Annotated in this window: 18 protein-coding genes; 6 read left to right on the forward strand and 12 right to left on the reverse strand. The window is 67.4% G+C overall.

The window, feature by feature from the left end:
• Positions 1 to 3: 3 nt before the first annotated feature.
• The 4 genes from ACYAF3_RS05560 to mreB form a co-directional block, all read right to left on the reverse strand.
• Positions 4 to 609: a Maf family protein gene (locus ACYAF3_RS05560; RefSeq protein WP_003116221.1), complete on the reverse strand. Its 606-nt coding sequence runs from the start codon at positions 607 to 609 to the stop codon at positions 4 to 6.
• Between the two features lie 88 nt (positions 610 to 697).
• Complete coding sequence (mreD, locus tag ACYAF3_RS05565) at positions 698 to 1,192, reverse strand: rod shape-determining protein MreD (protein WP_003094389.1); 495 nt, start codon at positions 1,190 to 1,192, stop codon at positions 698 to 700.
• Positions 1,192 to 2,184, reverse strand: a complete 993-nt coding sequence (gene mreC, locus ACYAF3_RS05570; protein ID WP_003123307.1) for a rod shape-determining protein MreC — start codon at positions 2,182 to 2,184, stop codon at positions 1,192 to 1,194. The genes mreD and mreC overlap by 1 nt, the downstream gene beginning before the upstream one ends.
• Before the next feature lie 79 nt (positions 2,185 to 2,263).
• Positions 2,264 to 3,301 (reverse strand): rod shape-determining protein MreB, encoded by a 1,038-nt coding sequence (gene mreB, locus ACYAF3_RS05575; protein ID WP_003094393.1) that lies wholly within the window; start codon positions 3,299 to 3,301, stop codon positions 2,264 to 2,266.
• A 239-nt stretch (positions 3,302 to 3,540) separates the two neighbouring features.
• On the opposite strand from mreB, the gene gatC reads away from it, so the two are divergent.
• The 5 genes from gatC to ACYAF3_RS05600 all read left to right on the forward strand — a co-directional run bounded on the left by gatC (position 3,541) and on the right by ACYAF3_RS05600 (position 7,705).
• Complete coding sequence (gene gatC / locus ACYAF3_RS05580; protein ID WP_003106543.1) at positions 3,541 to 3,831, forward strand: Asp-tRNA(Asn)/Glu-tRNA(Gln) amidotransferase subunit GatC; 291 nt, start codon at positions 3,541 to 3,543, stop codon at positions 3,829 to 3,831.
• A gap of 12 nt (positions 3,832 to 3,843) precedes the next feature.
• Complete coding sequence (gatA, locus tag ACYAF3_RS05585) at positions 3,844 to 5,298, forward strand: Asp-tRNA(Asn)/Glu-tRNA(Gln) amidotransferase subunit GatA (protein WP_009315920.1); 1,455 nt, start codon at positions 3,844 to 3,846, stop codon at positions 5,296 to 5,298.
• A 106-nt stretch (positions 5,299 to 5,404) separates the two neighbouring features.
• Positions 5,405 to 6,850 carry an Asp-tRNA(Asn)/Glu-tRNA(Gln) amidotransferase subunit GatB gene (gatB, locus tag ACYAF3_RS05590; protein ID WP_004347998.1) on the forward strand — a complete coding sequence of 482 codons (1,446 nt, stop codon included), beginning with the start codon at positions 5,405 to 5,407 and terminating at the stop codon, positions 6,848 to 6,850.
• Between the two features lie 59 nt (positions 6,851 to 6,909).
• Positions 6,910 to 7,287, forward strand: a complete 378-nt coding sequence (locus ACYAF3_RS05595) for a septal ring lytic transglycosylase RlpA family protein (RefSeq protein ID WP_003116225.1) — start codon at positions 6,910 to 6,912, stop codon at positions 7,285 to 7,287.
• 31 nt (positions 7,288 to 7,318) lie between these two features.
• Positions 7,319 to 7,705, forward strand: a complete 387-nt coding sequence (locus tag ACYAF3_RS05600; protein WP_003094405.1) for a carboxymuconolactone decarboxylase family protein — start codon at positions 7,319 to 7,321, stop codon at positions 7,703 to 7,705.
• Positions 7,706 to 7,829: 124 nt separating this feature from the next.
• Here the strand turns inward: ACYAF3_RS05600 and ACYAF3_RS05605 are convergent, their stop codons facing one another.
• The 8 genes from ACYAF3_RS05605 to ACYAF3_RS05640 all read right to left on the reverse strand — a co-directional run bounded on the left by ACYAF3_RS05605 (position 7,830) and on the right by ACYAF3_RS05640 (position 20,118).
• Positions 7,830 to 8,621 carry a YfaP family protein gene (locus tag ACYAF3_RS05605; protein ID WP_003112868.1) on the reverse strand — a complete coding sequence of 264 codons (792 nt, stop codon included), beginning with the start codon at positions 8,619 to 8,621 and terminating at the stop codon, positions 7,830 to 7,832.
• Positions 8,622 to 8,625: 4 nt separating this feature from the next.
• A complete protein-coding gene (locus tag ACYAF3_RS05610) occupies positions 8,626 to 10,275 on the reverse strand; it encodes a YfaQ family protein (protein ID WP_003106536.1) in 1,650 nt (549 codons plus the stop codon).
• Entirely contained in the window at positions 10,272 to 14,822 is a 4,551-nt protein-coding gene (magD, locus tag ACYAF3_RS05615; RefSeq protein WP_003112866.1) for an alpha-2-macroglobulin MagD, read from the reverse strand. Before magD ends, ACYAF3_RS05610 begins: the two co-directional genes overlap by 4 nt.
• A 26-nt stretch (positions 14,823 to 14,848) precedes the next feature.
• Entirely contained in the window at positions 14,849 to 15,487 is a 639-nt protein-coding gene (locus ACYAF3_RS05620; RefSeq protein ID WP_003112865.1) for a DUF1175 domain-containing protein, read from the reverse strand.
• Entirely contained in the window at positions 15,484 to 17,253 is a 1,770-nt protein-coding gene (locus tag ACYAF3_RS05625) for a DUF2138 domain-containing protein (RefSeq protein ID WP_031756502.1), read from the reverse strand. The genes ACYAF3_RS05620 and ACYAF3_RS05625 overlap by 4 nt, the downstream gene beginning before the upstream one ends.
• 38 nt (positions 17,254 to 17,291) lie before the next feature.
• Complete coding sequence (locus tag ACYAF3_RS05630) at positions 17,292 to 18,101, reverse strand: YfaP family protein (RefSeq protein ID WP_003094417.1); 810 nt, start codon at positions 18,099 to 18,101, stop codon at positions 17,292 to 17,294.
• Positions 18,102 to 18,263: 162 nt separating this feature from the next.
• Entirely contained in the window at positions 18,264 to 18,824 is a 561-nt protein-coding gene (locus tag ACYAF3_RS05635) for a response regulator transcription factor (RefSeq protein WP_003106283.1), read from the reverse strand.
• 25 nt (positions 18,825 to 18,849) lie between these two features.
• A complete protein-coding gene (locus ACYAF3_RS05640) occupies positions 18,850 to 20,118 on the reverse strand; it encodes an ATP-binding protein (protein WP_003094421.1) in 1,269 nt (422 codons plus the stop codon).
• 276 nt (positions 20,119 to 20,394) lie between these two features.
• Here ACYAF3_RS05640 and ACYAF3_RS05645 point away from each other — a divergent pair, with 276 nt between their 5' ends.
• Entirely contained in the window at positions 20,395 to 21,105 is a 711-nt protein-coding gene (locus ACYAF3_RS05645) for an SIMPL domain-containing protein (RefSeq protein WP_003094423.1), read from the forward strand.
• Positions 21,106 to 21,167: the final 62 nt, after the last annotated feature.

Consider the following 21,167-nt stretch of genomic DNA (forward strand, 5'->3'; position numbering starts at 1 on the left):
GCGTTACGGCGGGTTGCCACCCACGGGCTGCCAGCAAGGGATGCCGAATTCCCTCAACAGTTCCGCAGTTTCACACAAAGGCAGCCCGACCACCGCACTGTAACTGCCTTCGATGCGGCTGACGAATATCGCTCCGAGGCCCTGGATCGCATATCCGCCCGCCTTGTCCGCCGGCTCGCCGCTCTGCCAGTAGCGCAGCGCTTCTTCCGGGGCGACCTGGCGGAAGCGCACCCGGCACTCCACTACCCGCGCCTCGACGCCGCCAGCGGCGGCCAGGGCCACGGCGGTGAGAACCTGGTGTTCGCGCCCGGACAGCGCAGCCAGCATGGCCAGCCCCTCGGCCTGGTCCACGGGCTTGCCGAGAATTCGCCCGTCGATCACCACCGAGGTATCCGCGCCCAGGACATAACCGTCCTCGCCGCGCCCTTCCAGCATAGCCAGCCCGGCGGCCGCCTTGCCGCGCGCCAGGCGCTCGACGTAGGCGGCGGGCGCTTCGTTCGGCAAGGGGGACTCGTCGATAGCGGTGGCGAGCACGGACAGCGGAACGCCGATCTGGGTCAGCAGTTCACGGCGACGGGGCGAGGCGGAGGCGAGATACAGCGACGGCATGGAGGCTCCCGGGAAACGCGTCGGGCGATGCGCCGATCACCCGTTTCGAAGAATGACGTATCCGCCGCAGCATAGCTGCGAAGCGGACCTACCTCACGTTGAGACGCAGGCGGACGAACTGCAGCAGGGCGTACACCCAGGGCCAGAGCAGCGCGCTGACCAGGGCCGGAAGCAGGAAGGTCAGGGTCGGCGGGCGATTGCCGGTCAGGGCGTTGAGCCAGAGCTGGAGCAGTTGCGCCAGGCCGTAGACCACCACCAGCACCAGGCACTGCTGCCAGGCCGGGAACATGCGCAGGCGCTGGTGCAGGGACAGCACGAGGAAGGTGATCAGGCCGAGGATCAGCGCGTTCTGCCCGAGCAGGTTGCCGTAGAGCACGTCCTGGGCCAGGCCGAGCAGCCAGGCGGTGACCATCCCGACGCGCTCGGGCAGCAGCAACACCCAGTAGGTCAGCAGCATCGCCAGCCACAGCGGGCGGCCGATCTCGGTGAAGGTAGGCATCGGCGCTACGGCCAGCACCAGCCCGACCAGCAGGCTCAGCCAGATCACCCAGACATTGTTCGAACCCTGGGTCGCGCGAGCCATCAGCGGCGCCCCCCGTTGGCCGCCGGAGCGGCAGGCTGCGTGGGAGCTGGCGCGGGCGCGGCGGCGGGCTGCTGCGCAGCGCCCTGGGCTGCCGGGGTGGCCGGCGACGGCGCGGCGGCCGGTTGCGCGGCAGGCTGGGGCGCCTGGGCGCCGGCGGCGGCTTTCTTGTCCGCCTCTTCCTGGGCCTCGGCGGCGTCGTTGGCGCGCTGTTCCGGGGTGCGACTGTCGCTGAACACCAGCAGCACGTAGCGGCTACGGTTCATCTTCGCGGTCGGCACCGCGCGCACCACGGCGAACGGCTGGCCGGAATCGTGGATCACTTCCTTGACCGTGGCCACCGGATAGCCGGCGGGGAAGCGTTGCCCCAGGCCGGAGCTGACCAGTAGGTCGCCTTCCTTGATGTCGGCGGTGTCGGCGACGTAGCGCAATTCCAGACGCTCGGGATTGCCGGTACCGACGGCGATGGCGCGCAGGCCGTTGCGATTGACCTGCACCGGGATACTGTGGGTGGTGTCGGTGAGCAGCAGGACCCGCGCGGTATAGGGCATCACCTCGACCACCTGGCCCATCAGGCCGCTGGCATCGAGCACCGGCTGGCCGACGAAGACGCCGTCGTTCTCGCCCTTGTCGATCATGATGCGTTGGGTGAAGGGGTTCGGATCGACGCCGATCAGCTCGCTGACCAGTACCTTGTCGTCGACCAGCGCGGCGGAATTGAGCAGCTCGCGCAGGCGCACGTTCTGCTCGGTGAGCGCGGCGAGTTTCTGCACCCGGCGCTGCATCAGCAGGGACTCGGCCTTGAGGCGTTCGTTCTCGGCGATCAGCTCGCTACGGCTGCTGAACTGGTCGCGCACGCCTTCCCAGGCGCGCACCGGCATTTCCGCCAGGCCGTAGAAAGGCGTGAGCACCATCCCCAGCTTGCTACGGACGGGCTCCAGATAGTCGAACCGGGCGTCCACCACCATCAGGCTGACCGACAGCACGGCCAGCACCAACAGGCGAACGCCCAGCGACGGGCCTTTGGAGAATAGCGGTTTGATGATCCGCTCCTAGGCGACGATGCTCGCCACCTTACTCGGTGGAGAGCAGGTCCATGGAGTGGCGGTCCATCATCTCCAGCGCACGGCCACCGCCGCGAGCCACGCAGGTCAGCGGCTCCTCGGCGACGATCACCGGCAGGCCGGTTTCCTGTGCCAGCAGCTTGTCCAGGTCGCGCAGCAGCGCGCCACCGCCGGTCAACACCAGGCCGCGCTCGGCGATATCCGAGGCCAGCTCCGGCGGCGATTGCTCGAGGGCGCTCTTGACCGCCTGGACGATGGTCGCCAGGGACTCCTGCAGGGCCTCGAGGACCTCGTTGGAGTTCAGGGTGAAGCTGCGCGGTACGCCTTCGGCCAGGTTGCGGCCGCGGACGTCGACTTCGCGAACGTCGCCGCCCGGGAAGGCGGTGCCGATCTCCTGCTTGATGCGCTCGGCGGTGGATTCGCCGATCAGGCTGCCGTAGTTGCGGCGCACGTAGGTGACGATGGCTTCGTCGAAGCGGTCGCCGCCGACGCGGACGGATTCGGCGTAGACAACACCGTTGAGGGAAATCAGGGCGATCTCGGTAGTGCCGCCGCCGATGTCTACGACCATCGAGCCGCGGGCCTCCTCGACCGGCAGGCCGGCGCCGATGGCGGCAGCCATCGGCTCTTCGATCAGGAACACCTCGCGGGCGCCGGCGCCCAGGGCGGATTCGCGGATGGCCCGGCGCTCAACCTGGGTGGACTTGCACGGCACGCAGATCAGCACGCGTGGGCTGGGCTGCAGGAAGCTGTTCTCGTGGACCTTGTTGATGAAGTACTGCAGCATCTTCTCGCAGACGCTGAAATCCGCGATCACGCCGTCTTTCATCGGACGGATGGCGGCGATGTTGCCCGGGGTACGGCCGAGCATGCGCTTGGCCTCGGTGCCCACGGCGACGACGCTCTTCTGGCTGCCATGGCTGCGAATGGCGACCACGGACGGTTCGTTCAGGACGATGCCGCGCTCGCGCACATAAATAAGGGTATTGGCAGTACCCAGGTCGATCGACAGATCGCTGGAAAACATGCCACGCAATTTTTTGAACATGGGAAAGAAACCCTAGGCGAAGCGTGGGTGAAAAATACGCGGGTAAAAAAGTGCGGCAAACTCTAACAACGACGGGGATTTTGGGCAAGGCGGGCAATATGCTAAATTGCAGGCTTTTCCCGGCCCCACAAGGCCCGTCCAGGCGGAATTAGACCGCCGACCGCGGCATCCGTTCCCTGCCTTATATAACGCATGGCGCCCCGCCGCCCTTCCAAGGCCGCTTTTGCTGGAGACTCCCGATGGCGCTTGAACGCTCCGACGTGGAAAAAATCGCCCATCTCGCCCGCCTGGGCCTGAGCGAGGCCGATCTTCCGCGCACCACCGAGACCCTGAACAACATCCTCGGCCTGATCGACCAGATGCAGGCGGTCGACACCAGCGGCGTCGAACCGCTCGCCCATCCGCTGGAAGCCACCCAGCGCCTGCGCCCGGACGCGGTCACCGAGACCGATCACCGCGACGCCTACCAGACCATCGCCCCCGCCGTGGAAGAAGGTCTGTACCTGGTTCCGAAAGTCATCGAGTCATAAGGACGCGGACACATGCTGCATCAATTGACCCTCGCCGAGATCGCCCGCGCCCTCGCCGACAAGCAATTTTCCGCCGAAGAGCTGACCCGCACCCTGCTCGGTCGCATCCGGCAGCTGGATCCCCAGCTCAACAGTTTCATCAGCATCACCGACGACCTGGCCATCGCCCAGGCCAAGGCAGCCGACGAACGGCGCGCCAACGGCGAGAACGGCGCCCTGCTCGGCGCGCCGATCGCCCACAAGGACCTGTTCTGCACCCAGGGCGTACGCACCAGCTGCGGTTCGAAGATGCTCGACAACTTCGTCTCGCCCTACGACGCCACCGTGGTCGAGAAGCTCACCGCCGCCGGCGCCGTTACCCTCGGCAAGCTGAACATGGATGAATTCGCCATGGGCTCGTCGAACCAGTCCAGCCACTACGGCGCGGTGAACAACCCCTGGAGCCTCGACCGCGTGCCGGGCGGCTCCTCCGGCGGTTCCGCCGCGGCAGTCGCCGCGCGCCTGCTGCCGGCCGCCACCGGCACCGATACCGGCGGCTCGATCCGCCAACCGGCGGCGCTGACCAACCTCACCGGGATCAAGCCAACCTACGGCCGGGTTTCCCGCTGGGGCATGATCGCCTACGCCTCCAGCCTCGACCAGGGCGGCCCGCTGGCGCGCACCGCCGAGGACTGCGCGCTGATGCTGGGGGTGATGGCCGGATTCGATCCGAAGGACTCGACCAGCGTCGAACAGCCGGTGGACGACTACCTGGCCGCCCTGCAGAAGCCGCTGAGCGGCCTGCGCATCGGCCTGCCGCGGGAATACTTCGGCGCCGGCCTCGACAGCCGCATCGCCGACGCGGTGCTGGCCGTGGTCGAGGAGCTGAAGACGCTCGGCGCCACGGTGAAGGACATTTCCCTGCCGAACATGCAGCACGCCATCCCGGCCTACTACGTAATCGCGCCGGCCGAGGCGTCCTCCAACCTGTCGCGCTTCGACGGCGTGCGCTATGGCTATCGTTGCGACGCCCCGCAGAACCTGGAAGACCTGTACAAGCGCTCGCGCGCGGAAGGCTTCGGCAGCGAAGTGAAGAACCGCATCATGGTCGGCACCTACGCACTCTCGGCCGGCTACTACGATGCCTATTACCTGCAGGCTCAGAAGATTCGCCGGCTGATCAAGAACGACTTCGTCAGCGCCTTTGCCGAAGTGGACGTGATCCTCGGCCCGACCACGCCGAACCCGGCCTGGAAGATCGGCGAGAAAAACGACGACCCGGTTTCCCAGTACCTGGAAGACATCTACACCATCACCGCCAACCTCGCCGGCCTGCCGGGGCTGTCCATGCCCGCCGGCTTCGTCGACGGCCTGCCGGTGGGTGTCCAGTTGCTCGCGCCCTACTTCCAGGAAGGCCGCCTGCTCAACGTCGCGCACCAGTACCAGCAGGTCAGCGACTGGCACACCCGCACCCCGGCCGGCTTCTAAGCCATGGCAACGCCACGCAGTCCCCTCCCCTCTCCCGGCGCGGAGAGGGCGACCCGCAGGGTCGGCAGCGGGACTGCGCAGGCACAGAAGGATTGAGGAACACCACATGCAATGGGAAACCGTGATCGGGCTGGAAATCCACGCACAGCTCGCCACCCAATCGAAGATCTTCTCCGGCAGCTCGACCGCCTTCGGCGCCGCGCCGAATACCCAAGCCAGCCTGGTCGACCTGGCCATGCCGGGCACCCTGCCGGTGCTCAACGAGGAGGCCGTACGCATGGCCTGCCTGTTCGGCCTGGCGATCGACGCACGGATCGACCGGCAGAACGTGTTCGCCCGCAAGAACTACTTCTACCCCGACCTGCCGAAGGGCTACCAGACCAGCCAGATGGACCATCCCATCGTCGGCAAGGGCCATCTCGACATCACCCTGGAAGACGGCACCAGCAAGCGCATCGGCATCACCCGCGCGCACCTGGAGGAGGACGCCGGCAAGAGCCTGCACGAAGACTTCCAGGGCATGAGCGGCATCGACCTGAACCGCGCCGGCACGCCGTTGCTGGAGATCGTTTCCGAGCCGGACATCCGCAGCGCCAAGGAAGCCGTGGCCTACGTCAAGGCGATCCACGCCCTGGTGCGCTACCTGGGCATCTGCGACGGCAACATGGCCGAGGGCTCGCTGCGCTGCGACTGCAACGTCTCGGTACGACCGAAGGGCCAGGCCGAATTCGGCACCCGCGCCGAGATCAAGAACGTCAACTCCTTCCGCTTCATCGAGAAGGCGATCAACCATGAGATCCAGCGCCAGATCGAGCTGATCGAGGACGGCGGCAAGGTAGTCCAGGAAACCCGCCTGTACGACCCGAACAAGGACGAGACCCGCTCCATGCGCGGCAAGGAAGAAGCCAACGACTACCGTTACTTCCCCTGTCCCGACCTGCTGCCGGTGGTCATCGAGCCCGAGTACCTGGCGAAGCTGCGCGAGCAACTGCCGGAACTGCCGGTGCAGAAGCGCGAACGCTTCGAGAGCCAGTACGGCCTGTCCGCCTACGATGCCAGCGTGCTGTCCGCCAGCCGCGAGATGGCCGACTACTTCGAGAAGGTCCAGGGCATCTGCGGCGACGCCAAGCTGGCGGCCAACTGGGTGATGGTCGAGCTGGGCAGCCTGCTCAACAAGGACGGCCTGGAGATCGAGCAGTCTCCGGTGTCCGCCGAGCAACTGGGCGGCATGATCCTGCGCATCAAGGACAACACCATCTCCGGCAAGATCGCCAAGATGGTCTTCGAAGCCATGGCCAACGGCGAGGGTTCCGCCGACCAGATCATCGAGGCCAAGGGCCTGAAGCAGGTCACCGACAGTGGCGCCATCGAGAAGATGCTCGACGAGGTGCTGGCGGCCAACGCCGAGCAGGTCGAGCAGTACCGCGCTGCCGACGAGGCCAAGCGCGGCAAGATGTTCGGCTTCTTCGTCGGCCAGGCGATGAAGGCCTCGAAAGGCAAGGCCAACCCGCAGCAGGTGAACGAGTTGCTGAAGAAAAAGCTCGAAGCGTGAGTCAAAGCCAGACGCCGGGTTCGCCCGGCGTCTTCTTGTCCGCCAGGAGCCTGTTGTCCATGCCCACCCCATCCGCCGCCGCGCGCCTCGCCCTCGCCGTCCTGCCCCTGTTCCTCGCCGGCTGCTCCAGCCTCGCCGGCAGCGGTTCCGCGGATACCGGCGAAGCCTCCTACTATGGCAGCCGCCACGCAGGCCTGCGTACCGCCAGCGGCGAGCGCTACAACCCCAACGCAATGACCGCTGCCCACCGCACGTTGCCGTTCGGTACCCGCGTGCGGGTAACCAACCTCGACAACCGCCGCAGCGTGGTGGTGCGGATCAACGATCGCGGGCCGTTCCGCCGCGGACGGATCATCGATGTATCGCGCAAGGCCGCCGAAGGCCTGGGTATGATCCGCAGCGGCGTGGCGCCGGTTCGGATAGAGTCGCTGGATTGAGCCACCTTCTACCCACGACAGGAACCTTCCGATGAGCGAACAAGGCAAGACCGGCCTGGAGATCCGACGTGAAGTCATGGGCGACGCCTTCGTCGAGCGCGCCATGGGCAACGCCACCGCCTTCACCCAGCCATTGCAGGACTTCGTCAACGAGCATGCCTGGGGCTCGGTCTGGGCCCGCGAGGCGCTGCCGCGCAAGACCCGCAGCCTGATCACCCTGGCCGCCCTGACCGCCCTGAAGTGCCCGCAGGAACTCAAGGGGCACGTGCGCGGTGCGCTGAACAACGGCTGCACGGTGGAGGAAATCCGCGAGGCACTGCTGCACTGCGCGGTCTATGCCGGGGTGCCGGCGGCGATCGATGCGTTCCGTGCGGCGCAGGAAGCGATCGATACCTGGCAGGGCGAACAGCCCGCCTGAGCCCAGGAGCCATTCGCAGCGGCATGAGCGCCGCCGTCAGGCCACGGGTTGATAACACCGATGCCTGAGCGACGGCGAATAACGCCAGGGGCGTTATTCGCCCTATGGGACCGAGCGCAGGCGCCTACGGATAACTGAAGCGCTTCACCAGCGTCAGCTCGCCAGGCTTGCGCATCGGCACCAGGAAGGTTTCCTGTTTCTCGTTCGGCGTGCCCTCTTCGGTGACCAGGGTGATGCGCGCCGTGGTCAGGTCCTGGGCGGCCTGTTCGGCGCCATCCTCGCTGCTGCCGTAGCCACCGCCGAAGTAGTTGACGTAGACCAGGTAGGGCCCCTTCTGCGGCGTCGGCGTGGCGATGATTTCCGGGCCGTAGCCGGTGGTGACGTCGACATCCAGGGTCGCGCCGTTGGCCAGCGAACGATTGCCATACCAGACATGGTCGCCGTCCGGGGTCACCAGGTGCAGGTCGAGGTCGGTGTTGTCGCTGTCCCAGGACAGCAGCACGCGCAGCTTGGCCGGCACTTCCCCGCCGCCGCCACCGTGATAGAACTGGACCCGTCGCGACTGCCCGGCGGCGTTGCGCACCTCGACGCTGTTGCTGCCGGACGGGAAGGCGAACGGGCGGTCGAAGCTGCCATCGGCGTCCACCTTCAGTGGCATGCTCACACCGTTCACCACCAGCGTCGCCGGGCGGTCCTTGGGCTGGCTCTCGATCGCGCCGCGAATGCGCGCGGTGGTCGCCTGGTCGGCGGCGACGTTGACCGAGGACGCCGGGTAGTTCACCACCTGCCGGTAATTGGCGGCGGAACCGTCGCCGGCACGCCAGCCGGAGACCGGCGTATCCAGTTTCACGGGGTTGTCCGCCCAGGCGACGAGGGGAAGGCAACTGAGCAGGGCGGCAAGGGACATTCGGTTCATGGAGTCATTCCAGTAGCAGGCGCCGGGCCAGGCTTTCGACATAGTTTTCGTCCTGGCCGCTGGGATGGGCGCGGAAGGCCAGGTGCAGGTATTCGTGGGTGAGGTCCAAGCGTTCCTGTAGGGAATACAGGCCGCGGACGAAGATGCGTTCGCGCTCGCGATCGACATAGGGCCGCCCGGAAGCCAGGCGGCACACGGAAAAACTCGGAATCTCCTCGTAGCCGGGCTCTCGGTCGAGGCGCTCGCGCCACTGCCGGCGCTGCTTGCGCAGCCAGTCTTCGGCAGCCGGCAACGGCTGGCAGGCGGCCACCGGGTTGTCCCAGCGGCTCAGGCTGCTGCGCGGGAAAGCCTGGGCGAGGATGCTGTCGTAGCCCAGTCCCTGCCCGGCTTGCTCCACCGCGTGCTTCCAGGACAGGCGCGCCGGACCAGGCTGGTCGGAGTGATAGTTGACGGTCGCCCCGGCCAGCACCAGGTCGGCGCTCCAGGCAGCGATCCGCCGCGTCGGCGCGCTGGCCGGGCGCGGCGCTACGCGCTGGCGCTGGCTGCTGTCATCGATGGCCAGGCATTCGCCGCGCGGCGCGGCGTTTTGCAATAGATAGGTGCGAATGGTCACCGCCAGCGCGCGAGCGGCTTCCTTCGGCTGCGCCGAGGCTTCGCGCTCCAGCACCCGCGCCACGTACTCTTCGCGCGAAACCCGCGCGACCAGGCGCGGCACGCCATCCACCCGTTGCAGGAAGAGGTCGCCGGCGCTGGCGATGTCCAGTCGATTGCCGTTGGCGAAGAGCACTTGCTGCGGACCATGCAGCAGGCCTTCGGCGGCCGGGTGGCCGGAGGGATCGCTGACCGAGCGCAGCGGATAGCGGCTGAACAGGTTCACTTCCACGCAACGGCCCGGATCGGCCGGCCACGGACTCGGCAGGAAGCGCCCGAGCACCTCGGCGTAGCGGTCCAGGATCATCTTGCTGGTTCCCGGGCCGCCGAGCCAGAGCGGCGTTCCATCGACCAGCCAGCCAGCGAAACCGCCCTGGCGCGCCTGCGGGTCATGGTCGTCGAGCCAGCTCCAGGTCTTCACCCGCAGGCGGCCGCCAAGGCTGGCCACGGCATGGCCGTCGCCGGCCTGCAACGCCACATCGAGCAGTACCCGCCGCGCCTCGCCCTGGGCCGGCAGTTGCTGCAACTGCTCCAGAAGCTCCTTAACCGGCACCCGCGTCTGCGGTTGCAGCCGTTCCAGATCGAGCAACCAGGCCGGTGCCTGGCGCGCCTGCCAGTAGCCGCGCCAGGCCTCCGGCCGCAAGGCGAGGCGCTGCGGCTCGAAATACAGCCCGCAGGAGCGCACCAGGGCGCGGTCACGACCGATCGTCTGGCCATTCTCGCAGCAGTAGACCTCCTCGCGGCTGCGCCCCTGGCAGGTATAGGGCGGCTCGGCCTGGCCGGTGTCGCTCAGCCAGGCGAAGACGAACAGTTTCCACAGGCTGCCCAGCGGAGCCTGCAAATCGGCCGGCAACGGCCGGCGCTCGAGTACCCGCTGGCGATCCAGGCTCACCAGTTCGTAGCCCTGGGTCGTGCGCCAGGCCAGCTGGACCGGCGCCTCCGCTGCGCGAAGCAGCAACGGCACGGCGCACAGCAGGACCAGCCAGGCGCGCAACGCAATCACTCGACCTTGACCTTGGCCAGCGCCGGCTTGGCTTCCAGGGCCTGCTGTTCCGGCGCGTAGAGACGCAGGTAGCGGGCCGGTGGCAGGTTGAAGCTGCCTTTCTGGGAGAAACGCACCAGGTGACGGAAACGCTGCTCGCCACTCAGGCTGTCCACCGGCACCCCGTAGAACAACTCGCCCGGTTCGTTGCGCGCGCGCTCCAGGGTGGTCGCTTCGTCGCCGGCCAGGCCGCTGATCTTGATGCCCCAGGTGGTGCGCTCGACATCCGCGCCGGGCGGCAGCGGCAGTTCCAGCATGCCGTAGCGTAGAGCGGTGTCTTCCGGAACGTTCAGGGTCACTTCGTCGAGATACAGTTCGTCGCTGGAAAGCGGCTTGTCGCCAACCTCCTCGACCTTGAACTCGAACGCCCCCTCACCGGGCACCAGGCGCAGCAGACGACGGCTGATCTGCACCGGCAGTTGCCCGCTCGGCGCCTGGGCGCTGCGGTAGCTGAGCGCAACCGGCAACGGCCGGGCCGGCGCCTCGTCCAGGTCGACCCAGCTCGGAATGCCGCGGCCGCGCCATTGCCAGTAGGTTTCGCCGCTGGCGCCGCGCTGCGCCTGCCAGTCCTTCGGCGGCTGCGGCAGCTTGCCCTGCGGCGCCTGGGCCAGGGCGCCCTGCAGCCAGGTCAGGGCCAGGGCGCGTTCCAGGGTCGATTGCGCCGGCGCCAGGCGTTGCAGCAGAGCGCTGGCCTGCTGGCCATCCACGGCCGAGCGAGAGGCCAGCAAGGCATCGGTGAACGGCAAGCCGGCCTCACGCAGGCGCTGCGTCGCCGTCTCGGCCTGGGCGGCCAGCGGCGCGGGCACCGCGACCCGCAGTTGCCGTGCAAGGTCCACCGCCAGCACTCGCGCCGCGGCCAGGCCGACGGCCGAGTCCGGGTCGCCCAGCACCAGGCCGTCGTCGGCCTCCAGCGGCTCCGCGCGCGCCTGCCCTTCGCCGGCGTTGGCCAGATCGTTGAGCAGGCCGCCGAGCAGGGTGTTCACCGGCAACTGCATGTCGCGGGCGAAAGCCAGGATCAGCGCACGCTGCAGCAGCGGGGTCTGCGTCGCCTGCTTGGCGTAGGGCTCGAGGATGCGCTGCCAGTGTTCGGCCGGCAGTTGGATCTCCAGTGCGCGGCTGGCGTACCAGTCGGCGTAGTAGGCGTAGGCGGTGAGGAAAGCGTCGCCATCGACGTCGCCACCCCACCAGGCGAACCAGGCGTCCGGGCCGGCCATCTGCACCAGGCGCAGGCGACTGTTCTGCATGATCAGGCGCAGGCGGTCGCGAATCCGCGGCTCGCCGCCGGCCAGCGCCGGATAGGCGATGCTCAGCGGCAGCAGTTGGCTGGCGGTCTGCTCGACGCCGCCGTAGGGATACTCCAGCAGATCATCGAGATTGCCCAGGTAGGCAGCGGCCGGGCCATCGGCCAGGCGCAGGCGTACGTCGCGCGCGTCCGCCGGCAGTTGCAGCGGGTTGCTCGCCGCCGCCAGGCTGAGGTTCTGCATCTGCTCCACCTGCCAGCCGTCGGCCAGCAGGTTGAAGCGCACCGCCAGGCGGTCGCGGACCTGCCCGTCCTGGCGCAACTCGGCGCTCCAGTCGCCATCGCTGAGCGGCTGTTGCGCCAGCGGAATGTAGTTGACTCCCTTGGCCAGCTCCAGGGTCTGGCTGCGCTGGCTGCCAGGCGGCCCGCTGAGCAGCTCGGCCTTGACCGGCTGTTCGCCCTGGTTGAAGACGAACAGGCCGAGGTCGGGCTGGTCACCCTGGCGGAAGCGAGTCGGCCCGCTCCACTTCAGGTACAGCGGCTTCTCCGAGCGAAGGAACTGCTTCTTCTGGCCGACCTGGCCGTTGTCGTCGATGGCCCGCGCGGTGATCCGCCAGCGGGTCAGCGAGTCGGGCATGCGGAAGCTGAAGCTGGCCTTGCCCTGGGCGTCGGTGACCAGCTCCGGCTGCCAGGCGGCGGTGTCGACGTCCTCGCGGCGCGGCCGCTCCAGTACCTTGACGCCGCGCTCGCTGCGGTTCGCCCGTCCGGGTGCGCTGGTGCTGCCGGGCAACGCCACGTCGTAGCTGATGAAGGCCAGGCTGGCGCTGGTGCGCACGTTGTTGCGCCGCGGATGGTAGAAGAACTGGTCGATGCCGGGGGCGATCTCCGCCTGCAGGGCATAGACCATCTCATCCACCACGCTGACGGTCAGGTGGCTGGAAACCGGTTTGCCGGCGAAGCGCGTGGCCAGGGTCACGGTCACCGTCTCGCCCGGTTCGTAGCGCTCCTTGTCGGTGGCGATGTCGATCTCTACCTGGGGCATGCCGACCTTGATCCCGGCGTTCTGGAAGCTGTAGTCGCCGCCCTTGGTGTAGAGCACCGAGAAGGTCAGGTTCGGCGAGAACTCCTCGCGCACCGGGATCCACACGCGGTACTGGGTCGGATTGAGCTTTTCCAGGCGCAGCCAGTCGGCGCCCTTGGACAGCAGGGCGGTGGCCTCGACCTTGTCGCGCTCCAGGGACAACAGCGCATCCTCCACCGGCTCGGGGAAGGTGATCAGTGCGGAGGCTTCCTCGCCGGTGCGGTACTCGGGCTTGTCGAACACCACCTCGACGGTGCCCGGCACCGACTTCACGCCCTCGCCGCTCACCGAGTGGCCGGTGGCGCCAAGGAGCTGGCCCTTGTCGTCGCGCAGCTCCACGGAATAGGTACCGGGGCGCTCGAAGGTCAGCGCGAAGCGGCCGTCGGCGACCGGACCGCTATCGGTGGCGCGGTCCTCCAGGCGGATCCACTGGTAGCTGCTCGGCTTGAGCGGGGTCGGCTGTTCGCTGGCATAGCTGAACTCGACCTTCTCGCCGGCGGCGCTGAAGCGCTGCGGCGCGCTCAGGCGGTAGCGCGCGGCGCCGCGCTCGATGAGGATCTCCTTGCTGGTCTTGACCCGGTAGGCGGCGCCGTCGCTGGCGAAGATGGTCAGCATGTAGCGACTGGGTTTCTCGGCCGGCGGCAATTCGATGGCGGCGCGGCCCTTGCCGTCGGTGGTCAGTTCGGTGCTGCTCAGTTCCACCGGGAACTGGCCGAGATACTGCAGTTCGTTGTCCACCATCGACAACTGCTGGGCGCGCAGGCTCAGTTGCAGGCGCGCGTTGGCCACCGGCTTGCCGTCCGGATAGAGCAGGACGATCTCGCCCTTCACCGGCTCGGCGGTCTTGAAGTCCGGCTTGGCCAGGTCGAGGGCGACTTCGAAGTGCGGCTTGATGTATTCGGCGACGCGGAAGGCGCTGCTGTAGGTCTGCCCGCGGTAGTCGAAGCGCAACTCGTAGCCGCCGGCGACGGCGTTCTCCGGCAGTTGGAAGCGGCCATTGGCGCCGCTCTTCGCGTCGAAGCGGAGGTCCAGGCTTTGCAATACCGTGCCGCTGGCGTCGATCACGCTCAGGCGCACCGGCGCGCTGGCGGCGGCCTGGGATTGCCGGGCGTCCTTGAACTCGCGGCCGACCATCTTCAACGAGACCCAGTCGCCTGGCCGGTACAGCGGGCGGTCGGTGAAGGCGTAGATCTTGGTGTCGTAGATCTCGCTGTCGTAATAGAAGTTCTCGGAGACGAAGACCCCGCCCTCGCGGTCCTCGCCGATCACGTAGGAGCGCTCCGGACTGGCGTGCTTGAGCCGCAGCAGGCCGTCGGCGTCGGTATTGCCGCTGCTCATCACGCCCAGGCCGTCGGTCCACAGCACCTTGGTGTCGGGCACCGGGGTGCCTTCGTGCTTGCGTGCGGTCCAGACCAGCAGCTCGTCGCCGGCGACCTTGCTCACCGCCACGCTGTTGGAGACGAACACCACGGTGGTGGCGCGGTACTTGCCGACCAGCGCCTCGACCAGGTACAGGCCCGGCTTCAGCTTGCCCAGCGGGATGTAGACATTGCCCGGCACGACGTTGATGAACTCGCTGGAGGAACCGGCCAGCTTGACGTCCTGCGGCGGCTCGATGGGCTTGGCGTCCCACAGCGGATAGCGGAACTGGCTGACCAGCGGCAGGCCGGGAATCGGCGCGTATTGCGGCTGCGCGTCGTAGGGCGTCGGCGCGGTCATGGCGTTGCCCATCTTCAGCTCGGGCACCGCCTCGGTGACCTGTTGCCGCGACTCGTAGGAGAAGGCGCGCTGCATCACCCGGCGCGACTTGCGATACCAGTTGTCCCAGAGATAGGCCAGGGTGTTCGACAGGCCTTCGCCCTTGAACTGTCCCTCGGCCAGGACCCGGTGCAGGTTCTTCTGCCGCTTGAGGAACTCCAGCGGCTGTTCGATCCGGTACAGGCGCACGTCGACCCCGCCATAGGGCTCCATGCGGTAGCGCCGGTAGTCGCGGCCGGGCGCTTCGAGACGGACCCGCGCTTCCTCGTCGGTGGCGAAGCTGCTGTCGGCGAGCAGGAAGAAGGATTCGCCGGCCATCGGCGTGTAGCCGCTCGGCTCCACCGTGTCTTCCGCCTGGACGGCGGCGAACGGCAGCAGGACCAGGGCGGCGACCGCCAGGCTACGGCTGAAACGGCGCAGGTTGCTCATTGCGGTGGTCTTCACTGGGACGCGATTCATTGAGAGAGGAAAGCCAGCCGATAGATGCCGATAAAGTTGGGATTGGATTCGTCGGGGATCCATCGGGTGTCCTTCCATGTCATGAGTTGTTGCAGGCTGACCGAGCGCATGCCGTTATCGGTCGGGGTGCTGCTGCCGGTGTGATAGGCGATGGAGCGGCCCATCCAGATCATCAGGTGCTGGTCGTCGCCCTGGTCGTAGAACATCAGGTCGCCGGGGCGCGCCTGGTTGAGGTCGCGGCCGACCAGCCGACTGTTGAACTGCACCAGCTTGATCGCATTCACGTAGGGCCCGACCTGGCCGCCACCCTGCTGCCAGTTCTGCGCCAGGCGCCGTTGCTCGGGACTGAGCGCCAGCTCCGGGGGCAGGTAGCGGTTGGACAGGCCGTTGGCGCGCAGCCACTTGCCATCGTGGACTTTCAGCGCCTCGTTGGCGGCGAAGCGCACCAGGCCGGCGCAGTCCTGCTGGTGCCAGCGCGGACTCGGCCCTTGGCGCAACTGTTCCTGGGCGATGCGCACGAACCAGGCGCGGAATACCTGCGATTGCTGCGGGTCGAGCGTTACCGCGGGCTCGCCGCGGGCAACGCCGCTGGCCAGCAGGAGCAGCGCCAGGCCGAAGGCAGTCAGGCGTCTCACAGCGACCGCCATTCCAGCGGCAGCCATTGCCACGGTGCGTTGGCCTGGCTTCCGGCAGGCAGCCCGAGGGCGTAGCTGCCCTTGCCGGCGAGGGTTTTCAGGCGCGGCATCAGGTAGGTGTCGGCGGCATTGCGGAATACCGGCTCCATGTCCTGCGGCAGGCTGTCGAGGGTTTCCCGTTGCAGCAGTTCGGAGAGCGGCTGCGGCGCCAGGTAGGCCGGTACCAGCGCATCCTTCGGCAACACCTCGGCGAGCGGCGGATAGCGTTTGTCGAGGGTGTCCAGGGCCTTGCCGAGCAACTGGTCGTCGAGGGAGAACAGCAGGGTCTGGCCATGGCGCGCCATGCCGATGCGGAAGAACGCGCGGCCGCTGATGCTGTCCGGGTTGTCCGCCTGGCTGGCCGGATAGGCGCCGAAGTTCGAGCTGACCTGGCGGGTCCAGCGGCGGGTCTGGCCATCCACCCGGTCTTCCACCGGGAAGCTGCCACCCTCGACCTTGGCTTCCTTCGCGCCGATCACGCGACCGAACAGCTTGCCCAGCTCGTCGTCGAGTTCGGCACTGGCCGGCGCGCTCAACTGGCCCACCAGCAGCGGCGAATGCAGCCGCGAACTGGCGTACCAGCAGAGACCGGCAGCGCCGCTGAGATGCTCGGAGAAGGCCTGGGCCATCTTCTGCTCGGCCCCCAGGCGCTCCAGCATCACCCCGTACAGGCCAGGGGTGACCGGCAGCGCCACGCAGGCGCTGGCGCCCATCGGCATGGCCTGCCAGACCGGGGCGAAGTCCAGCGGCGGCTGGCGTTCCACCTCGTTCAGCGCCAGGTAGCTGCTCCAGCCCTGCTCGCCCTTCTCGAAGCGCACCCCGGCGAAGCTCGGGATGAAGCGCTGGTAGCCCATGGCCAGGACGCTGGCATTGAGGGTGATGCGCTGGCGCAGCTCGCCGCGGCCCGGCAGGCCGAAGCGCTCGGGGAACAGTTCGTCGCCGTCGAGCAGTGCCTCCAGGTCTTCGCTGGCCGGAGCGTTCAGCGGGCTGTCGTCGCTTTCGCCACCATCGTCGAAGAGCATCCGTGGGTTCGACAGCAACAACAGCCGGTCGCCCTTGGACAGGAACAGCATCGCCTTGTCGTTGCCGTAGCGCAGGCGATAGACCGAGGTTCCCGCCAGCTCGCCGACCTTGCGCAACTGCTGGTCGTCGGCGGCGATATGGGCCAGCGGCTCGAGCACCCGCGCCAGGCCGCCGCGCTTGAGCACCACCACGAAGTCGCGCAGGCGGCCGTCGGCGCCGCGCCAGAGGGCGACCTGGGCCGGTTGGTCGAGCAGTTCCTCGACCAGGCTGTCCTTCAGGGTCAGGTCGTGCTCGTAGATGATCCGCCGCAACGTACCGGTCAGGCCGAGGCGGTCGCCATTGTTCTCGTAATAGAAGACGAAGTCCTCGGTCAGGGTATCGCGCAGCAACGGCACCCCGAGGATTTCCTTCGGCAGGCGGCTCAGCGACACGCTCTCGATCAGCGCGTCGGGCTTGCGCAGGTCACGGTAGGCACGTGGCGCGTCGGCGTCCGCGGGTGCCTGGGCGCCGATCGGCTGGCCGAGGTCCTCTTCGGCCGGGCGCCCTCCGCCGAGCCGCTCCAGCCAGCCCATCTGCCAGGCCAGCACACCGCCGGCGGCCAGCGCGGCGACGATCCCCAGCACCGGCCACAGGGCGCTTCGGGTGCGCGCAGCGGCGGGCGCAGGGGTTCCGTTGGCAGGGCTGGGGGTGTTGTTCTCGCTCATGGTTCGCTAATCCCGTGTCATCCGTACGAGGGGATGCTTCAGTAGGTAAAGGTCTTGACCAGCACCAGGTCACCGATGGTGCGCAGGGGCACGACGAAGGTCTCGTGCTTCTCGTCGACGCTGTTTTCGTTGAACACCAGGTTGACCTGCGCGGTGATCACGTCCTGTACGTTGCTGCCGGCCTGGAAGTTGTAGCCCTGGTTGTTGAGGTTGCCCCAGTAGTTCACGTAGATCAGGTAGGTGCCGTGCAGCGGCGCGCCCATGGTGAACATCTCCGGGCCGGGCCCGTCGACGCCGTCCGGATCGAGGCCGCCGCTGTTGCTCAGGCGCGGATGCGCCCAGTAGGCGTGCTGGCCATCGGGGGTGACGATATGCAGGTCGAGCTCGGCCTTCGGATCGTCCCAACCCAGCACCACGCGCACGCGCGGCGGCAGTTGGGAGCGATTGGCCTCGTAGAACTGTACGCGCTTGAGGATCTTGCCGTCGGCGCTGCCGACCTGGACGCCGTTGGAGCCGTGGCCGAACGCATAGGGGCGGACGAAGCGCCCGGCGCCGTCGGTATAGAGAGGGAGAGGATTGCCGTTGACCACCAGGCGCTGGGCGCGCTCGGTGCCGACCAGTTCGCGCAGGTGTCCTTCGATCAGGCTGCGGCCGCGCTGGCCGCCGCGATCGATGGGCGGAGTCGGATAGGCAACACGCGGGGCATCGGGCTGCTCGAGCAGGCCGGAATAGCGCCAGCCTGCCGTCGGACCATCCAGGTCCACCGAAGGCTCGGCTAGTGCAGGCAGCCCGAAGGCCAGTCCGAACAGCACCGACAGGCAGCCGGCACTCGAACCGAAGATACGCATGATCAATCCCTGGTCGTGCGATTCATGAAAGTTGCATCTTAACGATTGCGCTGTCCGCTGGATATCCCCGGCGACCGGCGGAATGTGCGAAATCCACCGCGATTCGACGGAAAGCGGAAAGTATAGGGGGCGCCATGCGGCGCCCCCGTTGTCATTTACGCTTCAGCGCCGTACCGGCCGCTTCTGCAGCTTGCGCTGCAAGGTCCGTCGATGCATGCCCAGGGCGCGGGCGGTGGCGGAGATGTTGCCCTCGTGCTCGGCGAGCACGCGCTGGATGTGCTCCCATTGCAGGCGATCCACCGACATCGGGTTTTCCGGCACCAGGGTGTCCAGGTCGGCGTGCTCGGAGAGCAGCGCGGCCAACACGTCATCGGCATCCGCCGGCTTGCACAGGTAGTTGCAGGCGCCGCGCTTGATCGCCTCCACCGCGGTGGCGATGCTGGAATAGCCGGTGAGGATCACCACCCGCATGTCCGCGTGCAGCTCCAGCAGCTTCGGCAGCAGCACCAGGCCGGAGTCGCCTTCCATCTTCAGGTCGAGCACGGCATAGTCCGGCGTGTCCTGCTGGGCCAGCGCCAGGCCTTCCTCGGCGGAGCCGGCGGTGCTGACCCGCAGGCCGCGACGGCTCATGGCCCGCGCCAGGACCCGGGTAAAGGTGGGATCGTCGTCCACCAGCAGGAGATGGGGTTGTTCTTCCCCTTCGAAGAGCAGCTCTTCAGACATAGGCAGGGCCTCTCAGACGGATCACTCAAGCCATTCCGTAGCTGCGCGGCAAGCGCAGTTCGGTCAGAGTGCCGCCATCTTCGTGGTTATACAACTTCACCGTTCCACCAGCGCGGGTCACGCTGGCCTGACTGAGAAACAGGCCGAGGCCGAAGCCCTTGCCCTTGGTGGTGAAGAACGGTTTGCCGATCTGTTCGGCGATCGCCAGGGGCACCCCGACGCCGTGGTCGCGGATACTCAGGCAGATACTGCTGCTGTCCCAGTCCAGGCGGATGTCGAGGTCGTCGGGACAGGCGTCCGCCGCATTGTTCAGCAGGTTCAGCAGAGCCTGGCTGAGGTCGGTCGGCGGGGTCAGGCGCGGCGCGGAGCCGAGGCCCAGGCACTGGTAGCGGTAGGAAGCCTCCGGACGCATCAGGTGCCAGCGGCGCAGCACCGATTCCAGCCATTCCGCGGCGCTTTGCTCCTCGATCGCCTGACGACGGTCGGCCTCGGCCGCCCGTACCAGTTGCTGGAGGGTGTGCTTGCACTGCTTGACCTGTTCCTGGAGCAATGCCAGGTCTTCCTGCAGGGTCGGGTCCTGCGGGCGCTCCTGGCGCAGCTCGTTGAGCAGCACGCTCATGGTCGCCAGCGGCGTACCCAGTTCGTGCGCGGCACCGGCCGCCTGGGTGGCCACCGCGAGCAACTGCTGGTCGCGCATGCTTTCCTCGCGCCGCTCGGCCTGCATGTGCGCCTGCCAGCGCAGCGCCTCGGACATCTTCACCACGAAGAAGGTGATGAAGGCCGCCGACAGGGCGAAGTTCAGCCACATGCCGAACAGGTGCAGGTTGATCAGCATCGCCTCGTGCTGAACCGCCTGCAGGTGCAGCGGGTGGTACCAGATCAGCAGCAGGGTGTAGCCGGTCAGGGCCAGGCCGGAGAGCACCATGGAGTAGATCCAGGGCAGGGTCGCAGCGGCGATGGTCAGCGGTACCAGGTAATAGGAGACGAAGGGGTTGGTCGAGCCGCCCGAGTAATACAGCAAGGTGCTGTGGATGATCAGGTCGCAGGCCAGTTGTACCGCGTACTCCTGGTCGGTCACCGGCCACGGCGCGCGCAGGCGCAGCGCGGTGAACAGAATCAGGCAGGCGGACAGGCCAAGGGTCAGGCCGAGCGCCAGCCACGGCAGCGGCAACAGGTCGGAGAGCCAGGCGAAACCCACCGAGCCGGCCTGCGCGGCCAGCACGAGAATACGGATGAGGAGCAGACGGCCAAGGTTCTGGCGACTGGCGGAGAGCAGGAAAACCGGTGCGCGCATGTTTTCTTCCGGAATAAGCGCGAGTATAGCCAAGACGCTGTCGGCAACTCTGCGGCAAAGTGACTCAGAAACCTCGCAGGTCGCCATCCTGCCCTGTTTCGCCGAGCGCTGTCAGGGCTCAGATCAGTAAATTTCACGTTTTTTCCGAAATCGCCTAACCCGTTCCGGGAAAAGCCTTCGTCTCATGGTCCAAGACTGGCGTATAGGCGTGTTTGCCACGCCTGCCGGAACGATGCTCTACAGTGTGAATTCAGCCTTAGTACAAGGAGTTGCCCAATGTCTGCGATTTCCCGCCTGGCCGCCGCCGTCACCCTCTGCGCCGCCAGCCTCTCGGCCGTCGCCGAGGAAGCGCCGCGCTACAACCAGGTCTCGCTGCACGCCGAAGTCAGCCAGCAGGTGGCCCACGACCTGATGCAGGTCACCCTCTACAGCGAAAACCAGGGCAGCGATCCGGCCAAGCTCGCCGCCGAGACCACCAGCGTCCTCAACGCCGCCGTCGCCGACGCGCGCAAGGTCAAGGGCGTGACCATCAGCCTGGGCAGTCGCAACAGCTATCCGGTCTACGACGACAAGGGCCAGAAGATCACCGGCTGGCGCGAGCGCGCCGAGCTGCGCCTGGAAAGCTCCGACTTCGCCGCCCTCGGCCAGCTTTCCGCCGACCTGCTGGGCAAGCTGAAGATGGGCGGCATGGACTTCAGCATCGCCGATGCGACCCGCAAGAAGAACGAGGACCAATTGATGAAAGGCGCCGTGGACGCGTTCAAGGAGCGCGCCCAGTTGCTCACCGAGGCGCTCGGCGGCAAGGGCTACAAGCTGGTCAGCCTGAGCGTGAACAGCGCCGGCGCACCGCGCCCGTACCCGGTGATGCGGATGGCGGCGATGAAGGCCGACGCCAGCTTCGGTGGCGCCCAGGCACCGGAGATCGAGGCCGGGACCAGCCAGGTCACGGTCAACGCCGACGGTGTGATCGAGGTGCAGATGCCCTGATCCGGTCGGCGCGCACCACAAGAGGCAGCCTCCGGGCTGCCTCTTGCGTTTCCACTGTCTCT

Source organism: Pseudomonas sp. TZ252, from assembly GCF_056110345.1.